We start from the raw sequence: 16,500 nt of genomic DNA, 5'->3' as shown, positions 1-16,500 counted from the left end.
TGACTCTGGCCAGGACCTCGCCTAGTATGCCTAATCACGGACCACAGTGAGAAATGCCGAAAACAGAGCCTTGGCATCGCGTTCGCTCTCCGGCCCCAGCTCCCGCGCCTCATCGAGCAGTGTGTCCTTGTCGAAGCCCAGATCTGCCAGCTTCTGCGCATCCCAGCGTTCGATATTCGCCCGAGTCGACTCCGGATGGAACTGCGTCCCCCACGCCCGGCCGAACCGGAAGGCCTGGAACTCACACGCCGCGCTCGTGGCCAGAAGCGTCGCCTCCTGCGGCAGCGCCACGATCCGATCGACATGGCTTTCGACGAACGACGTCTGCTCCCGGATCTCCGAGAACACGGGGTCGGCGGCCGCCTCGGTGGTGGTGTTGATGCGTGTATAGCCCTTTTCCGGGGCTCCTGTCCGGGCGCGCACATCGGCGCCGATGACGTGGGCGATGAGCTGCCCGCCGAGGCAGATCCCCAGCTGCGGCAGATCCGTGTCCAGTGCATGCCGGACGAGCTCGGCCTCATCGGTCAGCCAGGGCGCGCGGTCCGTCTCATCGGGCATGTACCCGCCGCCGAGCATGATGAGCCCGTCGTAGGCATCGAGGTCGGCCGGCCGCGGCAGGGACGAGACCCCGCCGATGCGCAGATCGAATTCGACGTTTTCGCTGATCATCCATTGTGTCAGCAGCCCAGGTTGGGATTCGACGTCATTGACGATGATGAGCAGCCGAGTCATGATTCGACCCCCGCCGAGGCGGCCGGACCGTTCGTCTCCGAAGAGGCGGTGTCGGCGACGCTTCCGCCTTCCTTCGCCGAGGCGGCCGTTCCGTTCGTCGCCGACGGTGCCTCGTCCGCGGAGCCGAGGAAGGCCGTGTACGCGTCCTCGTGCGCGTCGAGGACGCGCATCGCATTGTCGAAGCCGAGCTTGCGCAGGTCGGTCTGCGACCACCCGCGGGAGGTGAGTTCGGCGAACAGGTTCGGGTACTGGCCTGCGTCGCCGAGTCCGGTGGGCAGTTCGTCGACTCCGCAGATGTCGCCGCCGAGGCCGATGTGATCGATGCCGATCCTCTCGCGGACGTAATCGCAGTGGTCGGCGACCTCGGCCACTCCCACCTCGGGGGCGGCGCCCTGTTCTCCGGCGTCGATCCATTCGCGTCGGGCGTTGGAGACGAAGGAGGGCACGAAGGTCATCATCGCCACTCCCCCGTTGCCTGGCACACGGTCGAGGACGTCATCGGGGATGTTGCGCGGGTGCGGGTTGAGCCCGTAGGCGCAGGAGTGGGTGAAGAGCACCGGCAGGGTCGACTGGTCGAGCGACTGGTGCATGACGCTCGGCGCGACATGGGAGAGGTCGAGGATCATGCCGATCCGGTTCATCTCCGCCACGACCTCACGGCCGAATTCGCTCAGGCCCCCGTGCTGCGGTTCGTCGGTCGCCGAGTCGGCCCACGAATGCGTGGTCGACCATGTCAGCGTCATGTATCGGGCCCCGGCACGGGCGTAGGAGCGCAGCACTGCCAGCGACTCGTCGATCTGCTGCCCGCCTTCGACGCCCATGAGTGAGGCGACCTTCCCAGCGGCGCGCGCGGCACGGACGTCGGCGGCGGTGCGGGCGAAAGCGAGACGTTCGGGGTAGGCGCTGACCACGCGCTGGATGGCGTCGATCTGCTCCCACGTGGCCTTGACCGCGTCCGCGCCGGTGATCGAGGAATGGACGTAGACGGACCAGTACTGCGCAGCGACGCCGCCGGCACGCAGCTGGTCCATCGTCGTGAAGGGCGAGACTGACGGATCGTTGAGTCCCTCCACGCTGTAGTCGCGTTCCTCGCGCAGGAACCACGCGAGGTCGTTGTGCCCGTCGAAGACGTCGATGACTGCGCTGCTCGAGGCGCCTGCGGAACTGCCGGCGGCGGCGTTGGTGGAATCTGTTACGGTCACGATGCTGATCCTTCCGATGAGGCGTGAGTGAGGTGCGGAGCTTGAGTGCAGGTCTGCGTCGAAGCCATTATCCGAGTCCAGAGAGCAGCTGTGCCGACCACAGACCCAGGAACGTGCCGAGGAACGTGCCCATCAGCGCGAACAGCACACCGACCGGGACGAGCTGCCGGTTGAAGGCACCCGCGACGACCGGCGCCGAGGCGATGCCGCCGATGTTCGCGGTGCTGGCCACGGCGATGCTGAAGAGTTCGGTGCGAGTGAGTTTCGCGTAGACGAGCATGATGGCGATGTGGACGACCAGGACGATGATTCCGGCCACCAGGTACAGCGGTGCTTCCGCCAGAGACGTGAAGTCCGAGCCGGAGGCGATGATGCCGATGATGAGGTAGAGCAGGATCGTCGCCAGCTCATTGGACCCGGAGGTCTTGCCGAACCGAGTCGATCCGATGACGAGGCCGAGGACGCTGACGATGAGGATCGTCCACGCAGTGGCGTTGATGACCACACCGACCTCTGGAAGCAGTTCGCCGAGGCGGATCGCCAGTGCCGAGGCCAGGAGCGCAAATCCGATGAGCCCGAACATCGACGACAGAGTCATCGGCTTCTCCTCCTCCGCGTCGACCCTGTCGGTGAAATCGAGCTTCGACATATCGGCCTCCGTCCACCGGTTGAACGCGTCGGAGACCGTGACGGAGGAGAAGATGAGCAGCAGCCAGAACGAGTAGAGCACCGTGTCGACGATGAGGACGTAACCGAACACATCCTCGGGAGCATGGAGGACCTCCTGCACCGCAACCATGTTCGCCGAACCGCCCGTCCACGAGGCGTTGAGTGCGCCGAGGGCCTTCCACGCTTCGGGGTCGAGACTGGAGTGCAGGATCAGATAGCTGATGATGAACCCGGCGATGATGCTCGCCGCGGTCACGGCGAAGGTCAGCAGCAGCTTCGGACCGAGCTTGATGATCTGCCGAATATCGCATTTGAACAGCATGAGCAGGATCATCGCGGGCAGCAGCGCCGTGCGCAGAGTATCGCCGACGTCGTCGATATCCCCGCCGTTGTGGTCGAAGACGCCGATGGTGTTGAGCAGCGCGGCCACGATATAGAGGATGACGAAGCCGGGCACATACTTGAAGAGTCTGAAACGCCCGCTCCGGTCCGCAACGACGAGCGCTGCGGAGATCGCCAGAAGCAGGCTGATGAATAGATAACCGTCCGTGATCACAAACGACACTTCCTCATTGAATTCGTCCACCCCGACAGCGACACCGTCGGCGGCACCGGGGATGAAGCAATGTGCAGTTGTCGATCGGATCCGGTCCGGTGAGGGACCGGGCAATCGCGGTGGTCGGACGCGCTACTGAGCGGCAACCTCGCGGTACTTCTTCACGGCGTTGTTCACTGCTGTGATCAGGGCCTTCTGCGAGGAGCCGTGGTAGCGGCGCTGGATGCGCTCTATCAGTCGACCGGGGTCCGTGATGTCGGCATCGACGAACAGGCTCCGAATGAAGTTTCGAGTCAGAGCCAACGTCGCCGTGCAGTCCACATCGAGGATGCGGTGGGTGCCCGGATCGATCTCGAAAGCCACGTAGAACAGACCGAACTGGCTGGTGATCGGGTTGTTCGACGGAGCCTTCGCTTCGCCAGTGAGGTAGATCGTTTCGGACATCGCCCACCAGACTACCCCACGGTTCTCCGCGCCGGGGGTGGTTCAGAGGGAGTCGAACTTCGACCAGACGCAGTCGAGGGTCGTGCGGCTGACGACGAAGGTCGTGCGTTGCAAGGCGAGGTCGCATCGACGGCAGTCACGGTCATAGGAACCGGTGGATGGCGTCGCCGGCTTCGCGCATGATCGGCATGACGTCGACGACGCGGTCGGTGCCCGGCTCCCAGTTCGCGAACACCGCATAGGCGACACGGCGGGTGCGCGTCATGACGATCCCGGCATCGGCCCTGATCGTCCCGTTCGTGCCTGTCTTGTTCCACACCCACACGTCGCGCTGGTAGTTGTAGTGCGCAAGCGGGTCGAGGTCGAACGCCGAGGCGACCATCGAGGTGTCCGCACCGGCCCCCAACCAGCGGCGGAAGACCTCGTTCGTCGATTCGTCCCAGAACTCGTCCTTGGCATGCCTGGCCATGAAGTCACTGATCTCCGCGGCCGTGCCCGTCGACAGGGTCCGCGGGGCCTTGGCAGGTCGCGGCCAGCGCAGGAAGTCGTGCAGACCCGAATTCCGGTACCCGAGCTTGTCCACCTGCTCCGCGACATTGGCCAAACCGACCCGGCGGATGAGCACGTTCGTGGCGAAGTTGTCGCTGAACGCGCCGATGAGCAGAGCGACGTCGAAGATGCTCAGGTCGTCCTGCTCCATGAGGTACCAGATCCCGGATTCGTCGACTCGTTCCGACGGCCTGCGGTGCAGGCGTTCCTCCAGGTCAAGCGTGCCGTCCTTAGACATCTGCAGTGCCGTGTGGAGCAGGAAGACCTTGCCCATGCTGGCGGTGTCGAGTTCGTCGTTCTCTCTGTGAGCGAACACCCGTTCCCCGCTGTCGACGTCGAAGGCCAGAGCACTGAAGCGCACTCCGGGCAGTCCATCGAATTTCAGTTCGCTCATCGTTGAGCCGCTCCTTCCGCTGTTGTGTTCGCTGCCGCATCATGCCCGTCCGCTCGGTCCACCCACAGCCGCGGCACCTCACCGGCCGGAGCGTCGAGGGTGACGTCGACACCGAGCGGGACGCTGGGCGCATCCGGGTCGTGCCCGAAACCGAGCTCGGACACGATCGGAATGCCCGCATCGCCGAGGTAGTCGATGACCAGCGCCTCGACCTCGTGCACCTTCGCGCAGTCCTCCCACGACCCGAGCACCACGGCATCGGCCGAGGCGAACCATCCGCCGCGGACCAGCTGCACCAGCAGGTTGTCGAGCCGGTACAGTTCCTCGTCGACATCTTCGAGCATGAGGACGCTCGGGCCGTACTTCTGCCGACGGTCGCGGACATCGGCGAGCTCGGGACTGCCCATGCCTGCGGCGATGAGACTGAGATTTCCCCCGCCGAGGCGGCCCCGCGCTCGCCCGGGAACCAGAGTCTGCGCCCGGCTGAGAGGACGATTCGCATCCCCCGCGACAGTGTCCGGCAGAAAATTGGTCACTTTCGGAGACTTTTCGGCGCCAGAAATGTCCGATGGTGACCTATTCTCCGTGTCTGCGTCCTCCGCGGGGAAGCCGAGTTCGCGGCCGCCCCAATGGTCGAACAGCCAGGAGGCCACCTCGTCGGGCACGACGGCCGAATTCTTGAACGGATCGTTGCCGACCATCGGGCAGAACAGCGTCGCCACCCCCAGGTGATGCTCCCACGCCTGGTGCAGCGCGGTGATGTCCGAGGACCCGGTGAGCAGCTTGGGCCGACCGTCACGCCGCCGCATGTGCCTGCGCATGAGGTCGAAGTCGATGCCGTCGAGCAGCCGCATCGCCCCGAAGCCGCCGCGCAGTGCGATGACGGCATCGGTGCCCGGATCGCACCAGGCGTCGACGAGGTCGTCGCGCCGCTGCCGATCGGTGCCGGCCAGATAGGTCACCCGCGGGTGACGGGCACGGATGTTCTCACCAGGCACGACGCGCAGACCCCAGGATTCGAGCTGCGCGATCGCGCGAAGCAGCGACTCCTCATCGGTCGGGCCCGAGGGCGCGATCAGGCGGACGGTGTCCCCGGCCTGCAGCGGCGCCGACTCAAGATACGAGCTCGAGATTTCCGTTCTACTCATTCCTCACCAGACTCTGACTTCCCAGTCGCGGAACCGCGGCCAGCAGTTCCTGCGTGTATTCGTGCTGTGGATTCGACAGCACCGTGTCGACTTCACCGTATTCCACAATCTCACCTTTCTTCATCACGGCCACGGTGTCCGCGATGTTCCAGGCCAGCCCGAGGTCGTGGGTGATGATGAGGGCACTCATCCCGAGGTTCTTCTTCAAAGCGAGGAACAGCGACAGGATCTCTCCGCGCACCGAGGCGTCCAGCGACGCCACCGGCTCATCGGCGATGAGCAGCTGCGGTTCCAGAGCCAAGGCGCCGGCGATGACGACACGCTGCCGCTGCCCTCCGGAGAGCTCCTGCGGAATCGATTCGAGGTAGTCCGCGGCGGGAGTGAGCTCGGCGGCTTCGAGTGCCCCGATGACCCTCTCGTACTGACGGTCCCTGATCCCCTGCACCCGCAGTCCTTCGACCACGGCCTCGTAGACGCTGCGCTTGGGGTTGAGCGACCCCGAAGGATCTTGAAGGATCATCTGCACCTTCCTCCGGAACGTTCGCAGCGCCTTCGCCTTCCGTGGCAGGGGCGAGCCGGCGAAGGCCAGCTGCGAGCCCGGCTCCACCTCCTGCAGTCCGAGCAGCGACCGTGCCAAGGTCGTCTTCCCCGAACCCGACTGGCCGACGACGGCGAGGATCTCGGCCCTGCGCAGCTTGAGGTCGACCCCACGCACGGCGCGTTCCCGTCCTCTGCGGGTATCGAAGGAGACGCTGAGGTTCTTCGCCTCGAGCACCACCTCCTCGCTCATGGCGAACGGTTCGGCCCGGTGCACCTCGGCGGGTTTGAGAGTGCGCGGATGCAACCGTGATTCGGGGTCCCCGATCTGCGGGAACGCACCGGCCAGCTGCTTCGTGTATTCCACTTGCGGCTGCAGGCACACCTCGTCGCTGGGCCCGTATTCGACGAGCTCACCATGGCGCATGATCGCGAGATTCGCGCAGACGGCCGAAAGCACGGCGAGGTCGTGGCTGATCATCAGCAGCGATATGCCTCGGTCGGCCACGAGGTCGGCCAGTCCGGACAGGATCTGTTTCTGCACGATGACGTCGAGGGCAGTGGTCGGTTCGTCGGCGATGATGATGTCCGGTTCGCACGCGAGCGCCATGGCGATCATGATCCGCTGCTTCTGCCCGCCGGAGAGTTCGTGCGGGTAGGCGCTGGCCTTCGCTCTCTCGAGGTCGACCTCATCGAGGAGTCCGAACATCCGCTCCCGGCGCTTCTCCGGAGTCGTCCACGTGCCCTTCGCATGGTGTTCGAGGGCTTCGATGATCTGCTTGCCCACCTCACGGACCGGGTTGAGCGAATGCAGGGCACCTTGGAAAACGATCGAGGCCTGCGCCCAGCGGACCGCGCGGATCTCGCCGAAGCTCAGCTCCTTGATGTCCTTCCCGCCGAGGAGGACCCGCCCATCCAGCCGAGCCGACTTCGGCAGCAGGCGCAGGGCCGACATGATCAGCGTCGACTTCCCGGAACCGGATTCGCCGGCGATGCCCAGCGTGGCCCCTGCCGGCAGGTCGAGGCTGACGTCGCTGACGGCGATGACATCGCCGCGGTCGGTGGAGGAGCGGTAGGTGATCGAGACGTTCTCGAAGCTGAGATCGGTCATCAGCGACTCCTCAGGGCCGGGTTGATGATGGCTTCGAACGCGCGCCCGACCATCGTGAACGCAAGCACGACGAGGAGGATCGCCACACCCGGGGTGAGCACGTACCACCAGTATCCGGAGGTCGCGGCCGAGACATCCATCGAGTTCTTCAGAATCGTTCCCCATGATTCCTTGCTCGTATCGCCGAGGCCGAGGAACGACAGCGTCGATTCGGCGATGATCGCACCGCCGACGGTCAGCGTCGTGTTCGCGAGCACGAGCGGCATCACTGCCGGCAGCAGGTGCCGGAACAGAATATGCCGATGACCGGCACCGAGGATGCGCGCCCGTTCGATGTAGAGCCGAGATTCGACGCTCAGGGTCTGCGAGCGCACGATCCGTGCGGTCGAGGCCCAGGAGGTCAGTCCGATGGCGATGACGATGGTGAGGACTCCGCGTTCGAGGACGGAGGAGAGCACGATCGCCAGCAGCAGGGACGGAAGGACGATGAAGAAGTCGACGATGCGCATGATGACGCCGCCGAACAGTCCGGTGAAGTGGCCTGCGGCCAGGCCCATGATGGTGCCGATGACCATCGACATGACGGTCGCCGCGACACCGACGAGGATGGATACGCGGGCACCCCAGAGGATGCGCACCCACAGCTCTCGGCCCAGACCATCGGTGCCCAAGGGATGGTCGAGGCTCGGTGGGGCGTAGCGAGGGGCATCGAGCTGCTTCGTGACGTCGAGCATCGATTCGGGAGCGATGATCGGGGCGGCGACCGCGATGACGATGAAGAACAGGAGGACGACCGCGCCGATGAGCGCGGGCACGTCCGCGCGGAACAGCGCCCAGTTCTTCTTCGCATTGTTGAGCCGACGTTCGCGGATGAGTTTGGCGCCGTCGATGGCGGGCGTTGATCCCCGTGTTTCCGATCCACGCGGATTCGGTTCGTTCGATGAGGGGCCGGGAGCCGCCTCGGCGGGGGTGTTCGCGCTCATCAGGCCCTCCTGACGCGGGGATCGAGGAATCGGTAGACGATGTCGGCGGCGAGGTTCATCAGGATGATGATCGCCGAGAACACGACGAATGTGCCCTGCAGAAGCGGCAGGTCTGGGCCGCGGATCGCTTCGAAGGTGAGTTTGCCGAGGCCCGGCCAGGAGAACACCGCTTCGACGGTGACGGCGCCGGCGATGAGTCCGCCGATGTGGAGGAAGACGACGGTGACGGTCGGCAGCAGCGCGTTGGGCACGGCATGTCTGCGGCGGACTTCGTCCTCGTTCAGGCCCTTGGCTCGAGCGGTGGTGAGGTAGTCCTCGTTCATCTCCTCGAGGAGGGACGCGCGCATGACCATGAGGAACTGCGCGTAGACGACCGCGACCAGCGAGATGACGGGCAGGATGAGGTGTTTGATGACGTCGATGATGCCGGCGGGCGACCACGGGTCGAGTCCGGGGGTGATCATGCCGCCGGTGGGCAGCCACTGCAGGGTGCCGCCGAAGATCATGAGCAGGATGAGGCCGAGCCAGAACGTCGGCACCGACCAGAACACCAGCGAGGTCGAGGAGGCGAGTTTGTCGAAGAGCGAATTGCGCCGCCAGGCCGAGAGCTGTCCGAGCCACAGGCCCAGAGCGATCGCGATGACCGCTGCGGTGGCGGTCAGCAGCAGCGTCGGTCCGAGGTAGTCGCCGATGAGCGAGGACACGGATTTGCGGTAGACGTAGGACTCGCCGAGGTCACCGGTGACGATGCCGACGAGATAGTCCCAGAACTGGACGATGACGGGTTTGTCGAGACCGTATTGGCTGCGCAGTTCGGCGATCTGCGCCGGACTCATCGGCCGTTCCTTGGCGATCTTGAGCACCGGGTCGCCGGGCAGCATGCGGAAGGCGAAGAAGCCGAGGAGGATGACGAGCACCATCGATGTCGCGGCCCCGCCGATCTTGCCCAGCAGGTAACGGGCGAATGATCCGCCCGCAGGTGGTTCGTCCATGTCGGCGGTGCCGACGGATCCCGGCGCCGAGGCGGCCGTCGAGTTCTCCGGAGATGCGTCCGGGGCCGCGGGGCCTCCGGGTCGGGATTCCCCGGGTCGGGGGTCCCCAGGTCGGGATTCCCCGGGCTGGGGATCGTCGTGGGTGGGTGTGCTCACTGTGGTGCTCCAGATCATGGGGGCCGCGTCCGGCCCCGTTCAGGCTGGTCTGCCGGTCGGGTCTGCCGTGCCGTCCGAGGCTCCGGGCGCCGCATCGCATGCGGCACCCGGATCTCGGCGGAGAGGACTATTCACGGTCGTCGGACTTCTTGCGACGGCTGAGCAGCCAGCCGCCTCCGCCGAGGACGACGATCACGGCTGCCGCGATGCCGATCCAACCGCCGGCGCCGAGCCCACCGCCACCTGCAGCGTCTTCTTCGCTGACCGGTTCGACCGAGGCGTAGCCCCAGTAGCCGACCTGGTTGGCGATGGCACCGCCGTCCGTGGGCTGCTTCGTGAAGTTGTCGAACCGGTCCGAGCGGGAGGCTTCGAGCTGGTTCGGGTACCACAGCGTCACCGAGGGGGCTTCCTCGTAGTGGATGGACAGGGCCTTCTGGACGAGCTCAGCCCGCTTGGCCTTGTCGAGTTCGACGTGCTGAGCCTGATACAGCTTGTCGAATTCCTTGTTGCACCAACCGTCCTGGGTGGTGCCGCCGTTGCCGTCGGCGTCGGGGCGCTGACCGCAGGTGTTGATGCTCAGCTGGTAGTCGGGATCGGGGTTGATCGACCAAGCGGAGAAGTACATGTCGTAGTCGCCCTTGGTGGTGCGTTCGGACACGGTGTCGACATCGGTGGATTCGTTGTCGAGATCGATGCCGATGTCCTTCATCCACGGCTTGATGAACTTCGCTGTGTTCTCTTCGATCGGGTTGTCGGCGTCGGTGAGGAAGCGCAGCTTGAGCTTCTTTCCGTCCTTTTCGCGGATGCCGTCCGAACCTTCCTTCCAGCCGGCGTCATCGAGCAGCTTCTTCGCCTTGCTCACATCGAAGCCGCTGATGACCTTGTTGTCGGGTTTGAGTGCCCACGTCGGGTAGACGGCGGGGATGAAGCTCGTGGCCGGCTGCGCGTAGTCCTGCATGACCTGTTTGCGCAGGGTCTCGGTGTCGATGCCGGCCCGGATGGCCTGGCGGACCTTCTTGTCCTTGAGTGCCTCGTTGCCGGTGCCGAATTCCTTGCCCTTGGCGTCGGCGACTCCCGGGTTGATGGAGATGCCGTTGAAACGGCGGCCGTGGCCGTCGTTGAGTTCGACGTTCTTCGCCCCCTCGAGGGCAGTGAACTGATCGGGGCTGAGCCCGGTGATGAAGTCGACCTCGCCGGAGCGAATCGCCTGCACCTGGGCGTCGGAATTCGTGTAGTAGCGATACTGAATCTCGTCGAGCTTCGGCTTGCCGCGCCAGAAGTTCGGGTTGGCCTTGAGCGTGATCGACTTGTTCGCTTCATAGGACTCGAGCTGGAACGGTCCCGAACCGACCGACTGCTCGTCGTTCTTGAAGTCGCCGGGTTTGTCGATCTTCGACCACACGTGTTCGGGAACGACGGGGATCTCCTGGCCGGGGTTGTTCGCCTGCGGCTTCTTCAGGGTGATGACGAGGGTGGAGTCGTCGGGGGCTTCGACCTTCTCGAAGTTTTCGACGAGGCTGCCGTTGGCCACCGCCATCTCGTCCTTCTCCATCATCTGGTTGTAGGTCCAGGCGACGTCCTTCGAAGTCAGCGGTTCATCATCGGACCACTTCATGTCCGGTCGCATCGTGTACGTCCAGACCTTGCCATCGGAGTCCGTGGTCCACTCGGTGGCCAGTCCTTCTGTGACGGAGCCGTCCTTCGCGTCGTTGGCCACAAGGTTCTCGTACATGTACCGGAACGTGTTGGTCGGGACCAGATAGAAGGAGGTGAAGGGATTGAACGAATCGACGAAGCCGTCGGTGGCGATCCGCAGGACGTTGTCGTCGGCCGGAGCCTCGGAGGTGGCGGCCTGGGCCGGCGCGGTGGCCAACGACCCGGCCAGTGCCAGTGCTGCGGCGCCGGCCAGGCATCGTTGCCAGCCTTTGCGCAGTGTGCCGTGTCTGCGCGGCGTGTGGTGAGTGAACATCATTGTCCTTCTGCTCGTGCGGTGATTCATTTGTCACTCCCCGACCGGGACGAATGGGTCGTTCGTCGGACTCAGGGTGAGTGTGTTCCTTATCACTCTACGTTCGAAGTGACGTGTTTTCGGCGCAACACCACACAAAGATGCTTGTCAGCGACTGTGCAAACACCACAGCGGTCGTGGAGCGACCGCCCTCTCCGCTTCTCAGGCCCTCTGCGTCGATCGGTCGACGCTGCGGTGGGCGATCTGTTCGGAGGTCTCGGCCTTGCGCAGCCTCTGCACGATCGCGATGCCGACGAGCACCGCCAGGCCGATGAGCGAGATCCACAGGGCCGGGTAGACCAGCGCGATCCCGCCGGCGACCAGCAGCACTCTCTCCACCACGTTGGTGACGCCGAAGAAGTAGCCGGCCATTCCCGCGGCCACGCCGACCATCCCCAGGCACAGCGTCACGAGGGCCGTGACCATGTCCTGCCAGGTTCCCTGCAGCAGCAGCGCCGGCTGGAGAATGAAGACGTAGGGGATGAGGAATCCGGCGATCGCGATGCGCACTGCAGTCATTCCTGCCTTCATCGGGTTCGCGGCCGCGATGCCGGCACCCGCATAGGCAGCGAGGCAGACGGGCGGGGTGATGTCGGCGAGGATGCCGAAGAAGAAGACGAACATGTGCGCGGCGATCAGCGGCACATCGAAGTTGTTGTACAGGATCGGCGCGGCGACCGTGGCCGTGACCACGTAGTTCGCGGTTGTCGGAAGCCCCATGCCGAGGACCAGGCAGGCGATCATGACCATGAACAGCACGATGAAGAAGTTGCCGCCGGCCAGGTTGACCAGACCCTTGCCCAGCTGACCGCCGAGACCGGTCACGGTCACCGTGCCGGCGACGATGCCGGCCGTGGCACAGGCGGCGATGACCGGCAGCGCCGTGCGCGCTCCCGCGATGAGGACGTTGACGAGCGCCCTGGGGCTGAGACGGGTCATCTTCCGCAGGAAACTGAGGAGGAAGGCTGTGCCGATGCCGAACAGCGCCGCGCGGATCGGAGACATGCCCGAGAGCAGCGTGAGCACGATGACCACCAGCGGCAGCAGCAGGTCGAGCCGCTTGAGCAGTTCGCGACCTTCCGGCAGGGCGGATTTCGCCATCCCGAGGATGCCGCTCATCTTCGCTTCGAAGTGGATGGACAGGAACGCACCGAGGAAGTAGAGCAGTGCCGGGATGATGGCGATGACGATGAGGCCGTTGTATTCGAGGTCGGGCACATTCTGGGCCATGATGAACGCGGCAGCGCCCATGATCGGCGGCATGATCTGACCGCCGGTCGACGCCGTGGCCTCGGTGGCGGCGGCGAAGTGGGGCTTGAACCCGGCCTTCTTCATCAGCGGGATGGTGAACGATCCCGAGGCGACGGTATTGGCCACCGAGGATCCGGAGACCATTCCCTGGAGCCCGGAGGCGACGACGGCCGCCTTCGCCGGTCCTCCGGTGTAGCGTCCGGTGAGCCGGAAGGCGAGGTCGTTGAAGAACTGACCGATGTTCGTGTGCACGAGCATCACGGCGAAGAACAGGAAGAGGAAGATGAAGTTGGCCGAAACCTGCACCGGAGTGCCGAAGATGCCGGAGCCGTTGGACAGGAACATGTTCGTCGCGAGGTCCTCGACGCTCAGCCCGGAGTGCCTGAAGACAGGGCTGTGGTTGCCGAAGAGCCCGTAGAGCAGCGCAACCCCGGCGATGACGACGATGGGCAGACCGACGCAGCGACGGGTGGCTTCGAGGATGAGCAGCACGCCGAGGATCGCCACGACGAAGTCGAGAGTCGAATAGCCGAGGATCTGGACGGAGTTGCTCACCAGACGCGAGTAGTCGAAGAAGACGTAGAGATTGCAGAACAGCCCGGCGAGGCCGAGCAGCACGTCGTACCAGGGGACACGGCTGCCGCGGCCGATGAGGAAGTCAGCGACGCGGTTGCCGGTGGCGGGAGCGTCGAGGAGCCTCCTGCCGGCCGGGTAGAGGAAGAAGATCAGCGCCGTCGCCCCGGCCAGGTGGAGTGACGAATGCATCCACGTGTTGAACGGCCGTTCGAGTGCGGCGTAGAGGTGGTAGAGGGTGAAGACGACGGAGACACCGCCGATCACCCACGCCCACCAGCCGAGGTCCGTTCGGAACCGACTCGAGGAGTCGACGTCGCGCAGGGCCTTCTCTCTCGCCTGATCGGCCGCCACCGTCGGCGCGGCAGCCGTCCCGGCCGAGGAGTCCCCCGGCCGGGGTGCTGTCGTCTCGTCACTCACGGCAGGTCGACGCCCTCTTCCTCGAAATACTTCTTGGCTCCGGGATGCAGTGGGACGTCTCCGATTCCCTGCATCGCGGTGTCCTTCTCGATGAGCTTGCCGACGTCGAGGGTGATGCCGTCGGCGTTCTCGAACACAGCCTTGGTCAGCCCGTAGGCCGTGTCTTCGCTGACTTGTTCGGTCGACGCCACCAGAGCGGCGAACACGGAGACCGTCGGCACGTCCTCGTCGAGGAAGTCGTAGGCCTCGGCAGGGATGTCATAGGACTCCGCGCCCGTCGACTCCTCGATCGCCGAGACGACGTCATCATCGAGCTCGAGCAGCCTGACGTCGGTCGAGGCGGCCAGCTGGGTCAGACCGGCGACCGGCGTGCCCACGACGAAGATCGTCGCGTCGATCTGCTTGTCGCCGAGCATATCGGTCGATGCCCCGAAGTCCGTGACCTCGGGGGTGTAGTCGGACTCGCCGATGTCCGCGGCTTCGAGGATCGCATCGGAGATCGCCCGCGTTCCCGATCCGGCGTCGCCGACGGCGATCTTCTTGCCCTTGAGGTCATCGACGGACTTGATGTTCGAATCATCGCGGACGATGATATGCGCGGCCTCCGGGTAGAGGGAGGCCAGCCAGCCGATGTTGTCGAGCTTCGTGCCGTCCAGGTCCTCGAGCTCACCGTTGACCGCATCGTTCGCAGTATCGCTCTGGGTGAAGCCCATCTGCCATTCGCCCTGGTAGATCTTTCCGAGGTTCTCGGCCGATGCTCCTGATTCGACGTAGTTGACGGTGACCCCGTCGACGTCGTCCTCGAAGATCGAGGCGAGTTCACCGCCGAGCGGATAGTAAGTGCCCGAAGTGCCGCCGGTGCCGAGGGTGAGGTCGTCCGTGGTTTCGCCCCCGCCCCCGCTGCCTCCGGATCCGCAGGCTGTCAGGCTGAGAGCCAAGGCGGCGATGGCCGCGATGGTCGCGCGTCGGAATGTCATGTCGTCCTTCCTGGTACGTCGTCGTCACCAGCTGCTCTGCTGGATACTCAGTGAACTCCCTAGAGATTATGCGGACACAGGGAGCTTTTGGCCACTTGACCTGAATGTTTGCTGAATCGTTAGACGCCGCTCCCTTCGACCTTCCGGCCCAGATTCCGCAGCTCCGCCTCGCCCGCCTCGGCTAGGACGTCGTCGATCGTCTGGCCCTGCCGGATGAGGAAGAACTGGAGCGTGCCTTCTCCCTCTGCTTCGATGCCGACCACAGCGCGATATCCGTACACGGGCACCCGCGGGAGCAGGTTGTAGGAGAACGGGTTCGAGAAGTAGTAGGCACCGGTCTCGGGCACGGCCACGAGGTCGCCGACGTCGAGGCGCGGCAGCAGACGATCACGGACGAGGAGGTCACCGGAGAAGCAGGCGGGGCCGGCGACGTCGGTGGGGACCGCCTCGGCGATCTTGGGCTCACCGGCGGCGGTGAACGGCAGGACCCGCAGCGGCCAGTCCGCGGGGGCGTAGGCGGTGCGCGTGGCGACCTGGACGCCGGCGTGGGTCATGGCGATGTGTCGCCCGCCGGTGGTCTTCGCGTATTCGACGCGGGTGAGGATGGTGCCGGCCTTCGCCAGCAGCGCGCGGCCGAATTCGGTGACGACGTCGAAGTCGAACAGCTCCGGCACTTCCTCGTCGAGTACGGAGCGGTAATCAGCGAAGGTCGGGGTGACGTCCTCGCTGTCGAAGTTCACCGACAGTCCCCCGCCGATGTCGATGCGCGTGATCTGGCGGGTCGCGGCGCGCGCATTGATCTCCAGGGCGAGGTCGACGGCGGCGCGGATGCCGGCGGCGGCCTTGTCGAGGCTGATGCCCTGAGAGCCGGAATGGACGTGGATCTGATTGAGCCAGGGACGGCGAAGATGAGCCTCGATGAGCGCCTCACGGATTCCCGGGTCGGCGAGTCCGACGCCGAATTTCGAGGTCTCGGTCGCTGTGCTCAGAGCACCGATCGCGCCCGTCCCCGATTGCGGATTGATGCGGAACCCGATCCTCGCCGAGGCGGAGCCGGAGCTGTGGTCGCCCAGGAGGGTATCGAGGCGGGCGAGTTCATCGAAATTGTCGACATTGATCGAGACCCCGAGCTCGACCGCGCGACGCAGCTCCATCCAGGTCTTGGCCGGAGAGTCGAAGACGATCCGATCGGGTGCGAAACCGGCGGCGAGCGCGAGTTCGAGCTCTCCGGGGCTTGCGACTTCGCAGCCCGCGCCGGCCTGCGCGTAGCGACGCAGCAGTGACGGCAGCGGCGCAGCCTTGCAGGCCACCGCGTGCAGGACCTCACGATCGGATGCGAAAGCAGAAGTCAGATGCTCGAAAGCGGCGTCCACTGCGTCGAGGTCGACGAGTCCGAGCACGGGCGACTGATCCGACAGCGCGGGAACGTCATCGCGACCAGCGGCCCCGAGGCCTCCGGGGCCGGAGGTGCCAGCGGGTCGCGTGCCAGCGGGTCGCGTGCCAGCGGGTCGCGTGCCAGCGGGTCGCGTGCCGGTGACTCCGAGACCGGCCGCTCCGAGGCCGACGTGGTCGGTCTCGGAGGCGGCGGAAGGGGCGCTGTTCTCGGCGATCGCTCTGATCGCGTGTGCGCGACTGTCCGCGATGGGCTGCTGGCTGCGGGGCATGACGTCCTTTGTTCGTGATCTGATGTCACTTTAGGACGACTGACCTCGTGGAACCGACAAATCCGCACCAAACTTCACCAAGGTCGATTGTAGGTTTCACACCATGACTGAAGACCGGCCAGCGACGCTCAGCC

General features: G+C 65.2%; 13 protein-coding genes. All 13 read right to left on the bottom strand.

All coding sequences use genetic code 11. From position 1 onward, the window contains the following. Positions 1-30: 30 nt before the first annotated feature. Positions 31-732 (bottom strand): type 1 glutamine amidotransferase, encoded by a 702-nt coding sequence (locus tag ACQE2J_RS03390; RefSeq protein ID WP_135540070.1) that lies wholly within the window; start codon positions 730-732, stop codon positions 31-33. Next, positions 729-1,934 (bottom strand): dipeptidase, encoded by a 1,206-nt coding sequence (locus ACQE2J_RS03385; protein WP_135540068.1) that lies wholly within the window; start codon positions 1,932-1,934, stop codon positions 729-731. The genes ACQE2J_RS03390 and ACQE2J_RS03385 overlap by 4 nt, the downstream gene beginning before the upstream one ends. 67 nt (positions 1,935-2,001) lie before the next feature. After that, a complete protein-coding gene (locus ACQE2J_RS03380) occupies positions 2,002-3,159 on the bottom strand; it encodes a DUF819 domain-containing protein (RefSeq protein WP_135540102.1) in 1,158 nt (385 codons plus the stop codon). 132 nt (positions 3,160-3,291) lie between these two features. Further along, positions 3,292-3,603, bottom strand: a complete 312-nt coding sequence (locus tag ACQE2J_RS03375) for a DUF3870 domain-containing protein (RefSeq protein WP_135540066.1) — start codon at positions 3,601-3,603, stop codon at positions 3,292-3,294. A 142-nt stretch (positions 3,604-3,745) separates the two neighbouring features. Then, the gene (locus tag ACQE2J_RS03370; protein WP_135540064.1) at positions 3,746-4,546 is read right to left on the bottom strand and encodes a serine hydrolase; all 801 of its coding nucleotides are present in this window, start codon (positions 4,544-4,546) and stop codon (positions 3,746-3,748) included. Then, positions 4,543-5,694 carry a S66 peptidase family protein gene (locus ACQE2J_RS03365; RefSeq protein ID WP_135540062.1) on the bottom strand — a complete coding sequence of 384 codons (1,152 nt, stop codon included), beginning with the start codon at positions 5,692-5,694 and terminating at the stop codon, positions 4,543-4,545. The genes ACQE2J_RS03370 and ACQE2J_RS03365 overlap by 4 nt, the downstream gene beginning before the upstream one ends. Continuing rightward, positions 5,687-7,342: an ATP-binding cassette domain-containing protein gene (locus ACQE2J_RS03360; RefSeq protein WP_135540060.1), complete on the bottom strand. Its 1,656-nt coding sequence runs from the start codon at positions 7,340-7,342 to the stop codon at positions 5,687-5,689. The genes ACQE2J_RS03365 and ACQE2J_RS03360 overlap by 8 nt, the downstream gene beginning before the upstream one ends. Further along, complete coding sequence (locus tag ACQE2J_RS03355; protein ID WP_135540058.1) at positions 7,342-8,325, bottom strand: ABC transporter permease; 984 nt, start codon at positions 8,323-8,325, stop codon at positions 7,342-7,344. The genes ACQE2J_RS03360 and ACQE2J_RS03355 overlap by 1 nt, the downstream gene beginning before the upstream one ends. Further along, positions 8,325-9,473 (bottom strand): ABC transporter permease, encoded by a 1,149-nt coding sequence (locus ACQE2J_RS03350; protein WP_426937073.1) that lies wholly within the window; start codon positions 9,471-9,473, stop codon positions 8,325-8,327. The genes ACQE2J_RS03355 and ACQE2J_RS03350 overlap by 1 nt, the downstream gene beginning before the upstream one ends. 127 nt (positions 9,474-9,600) lie before the next feature. Further along, positions 9,601-11,445 carry an ABC transporter substrate-binding protein gene (locus ACQE2J_RS03345; protein ID WP_426937072.1) on the bottom strand — a complete coding sequence of 615 codons (1,845 nt, stop codon included), beginning with the start codon at positions 11,443-11,445 and terminating at the stop codon, positions 9,601-9,603. Between the two features lie 198 nt (positions 11,446-11,643). Beyond that, positions 11,644-13,725: a TRAP transporter permease gene (locus ACQE2J_RS03340; protein WP_426937071.1), complete on the bottom strand. Its 2,082-nt coding sequence runs from the start codon at positions 13,723-13,725 to the stop codon at positions 11,644-11,646. Continuing rightward, the gene (locus tag ACQE2J_RS03335; RefSeq protein ID WP_425119872.1) at positions 13,722-14,702 is read right to left on the bottom strand and encodes a TAXI family TRAP transporter solute-binding subunit; all 981 of its coding nucleotides are present in this window, start codon (positions 14,700-14,702) and stop codon (positions 13,722-13,724) included. The genes ACQE2J_RS03340 and ACQE2J_RS03335 overlap by 4 nt, the downstream gene beginning before the upstream one ends. 119 nt (positions 14,703-14,821) lie before the next feature. After that, a complete protein-coding gene (locus ACQE2J_RS03330; protein WP_426937070.1) occupies positions 14,822-16,366 on the bottom strand; it encodes a diaminopimelate decarboxylase in 1,545 nt (514 codons plus the stop codon). Positions 16,367-16,500 lie beyond the last annotated feature (134 nt).

It is taken from the genome of Brevibacterium sp. LE-L, assembly GCF_050214925.1.
In the GTDB taxonomy this organism is placed as follows: Bacteria; Actinomycetota; Actinomycetes; order Actinomycetales; family Brevibacteriaceae; genus Brevibacterium.
The sequence above is the reverse complement of the archived record's forward strand: the minus strand, read 5'-3'. Positions and strand labels throughout refer to the sequence as shown.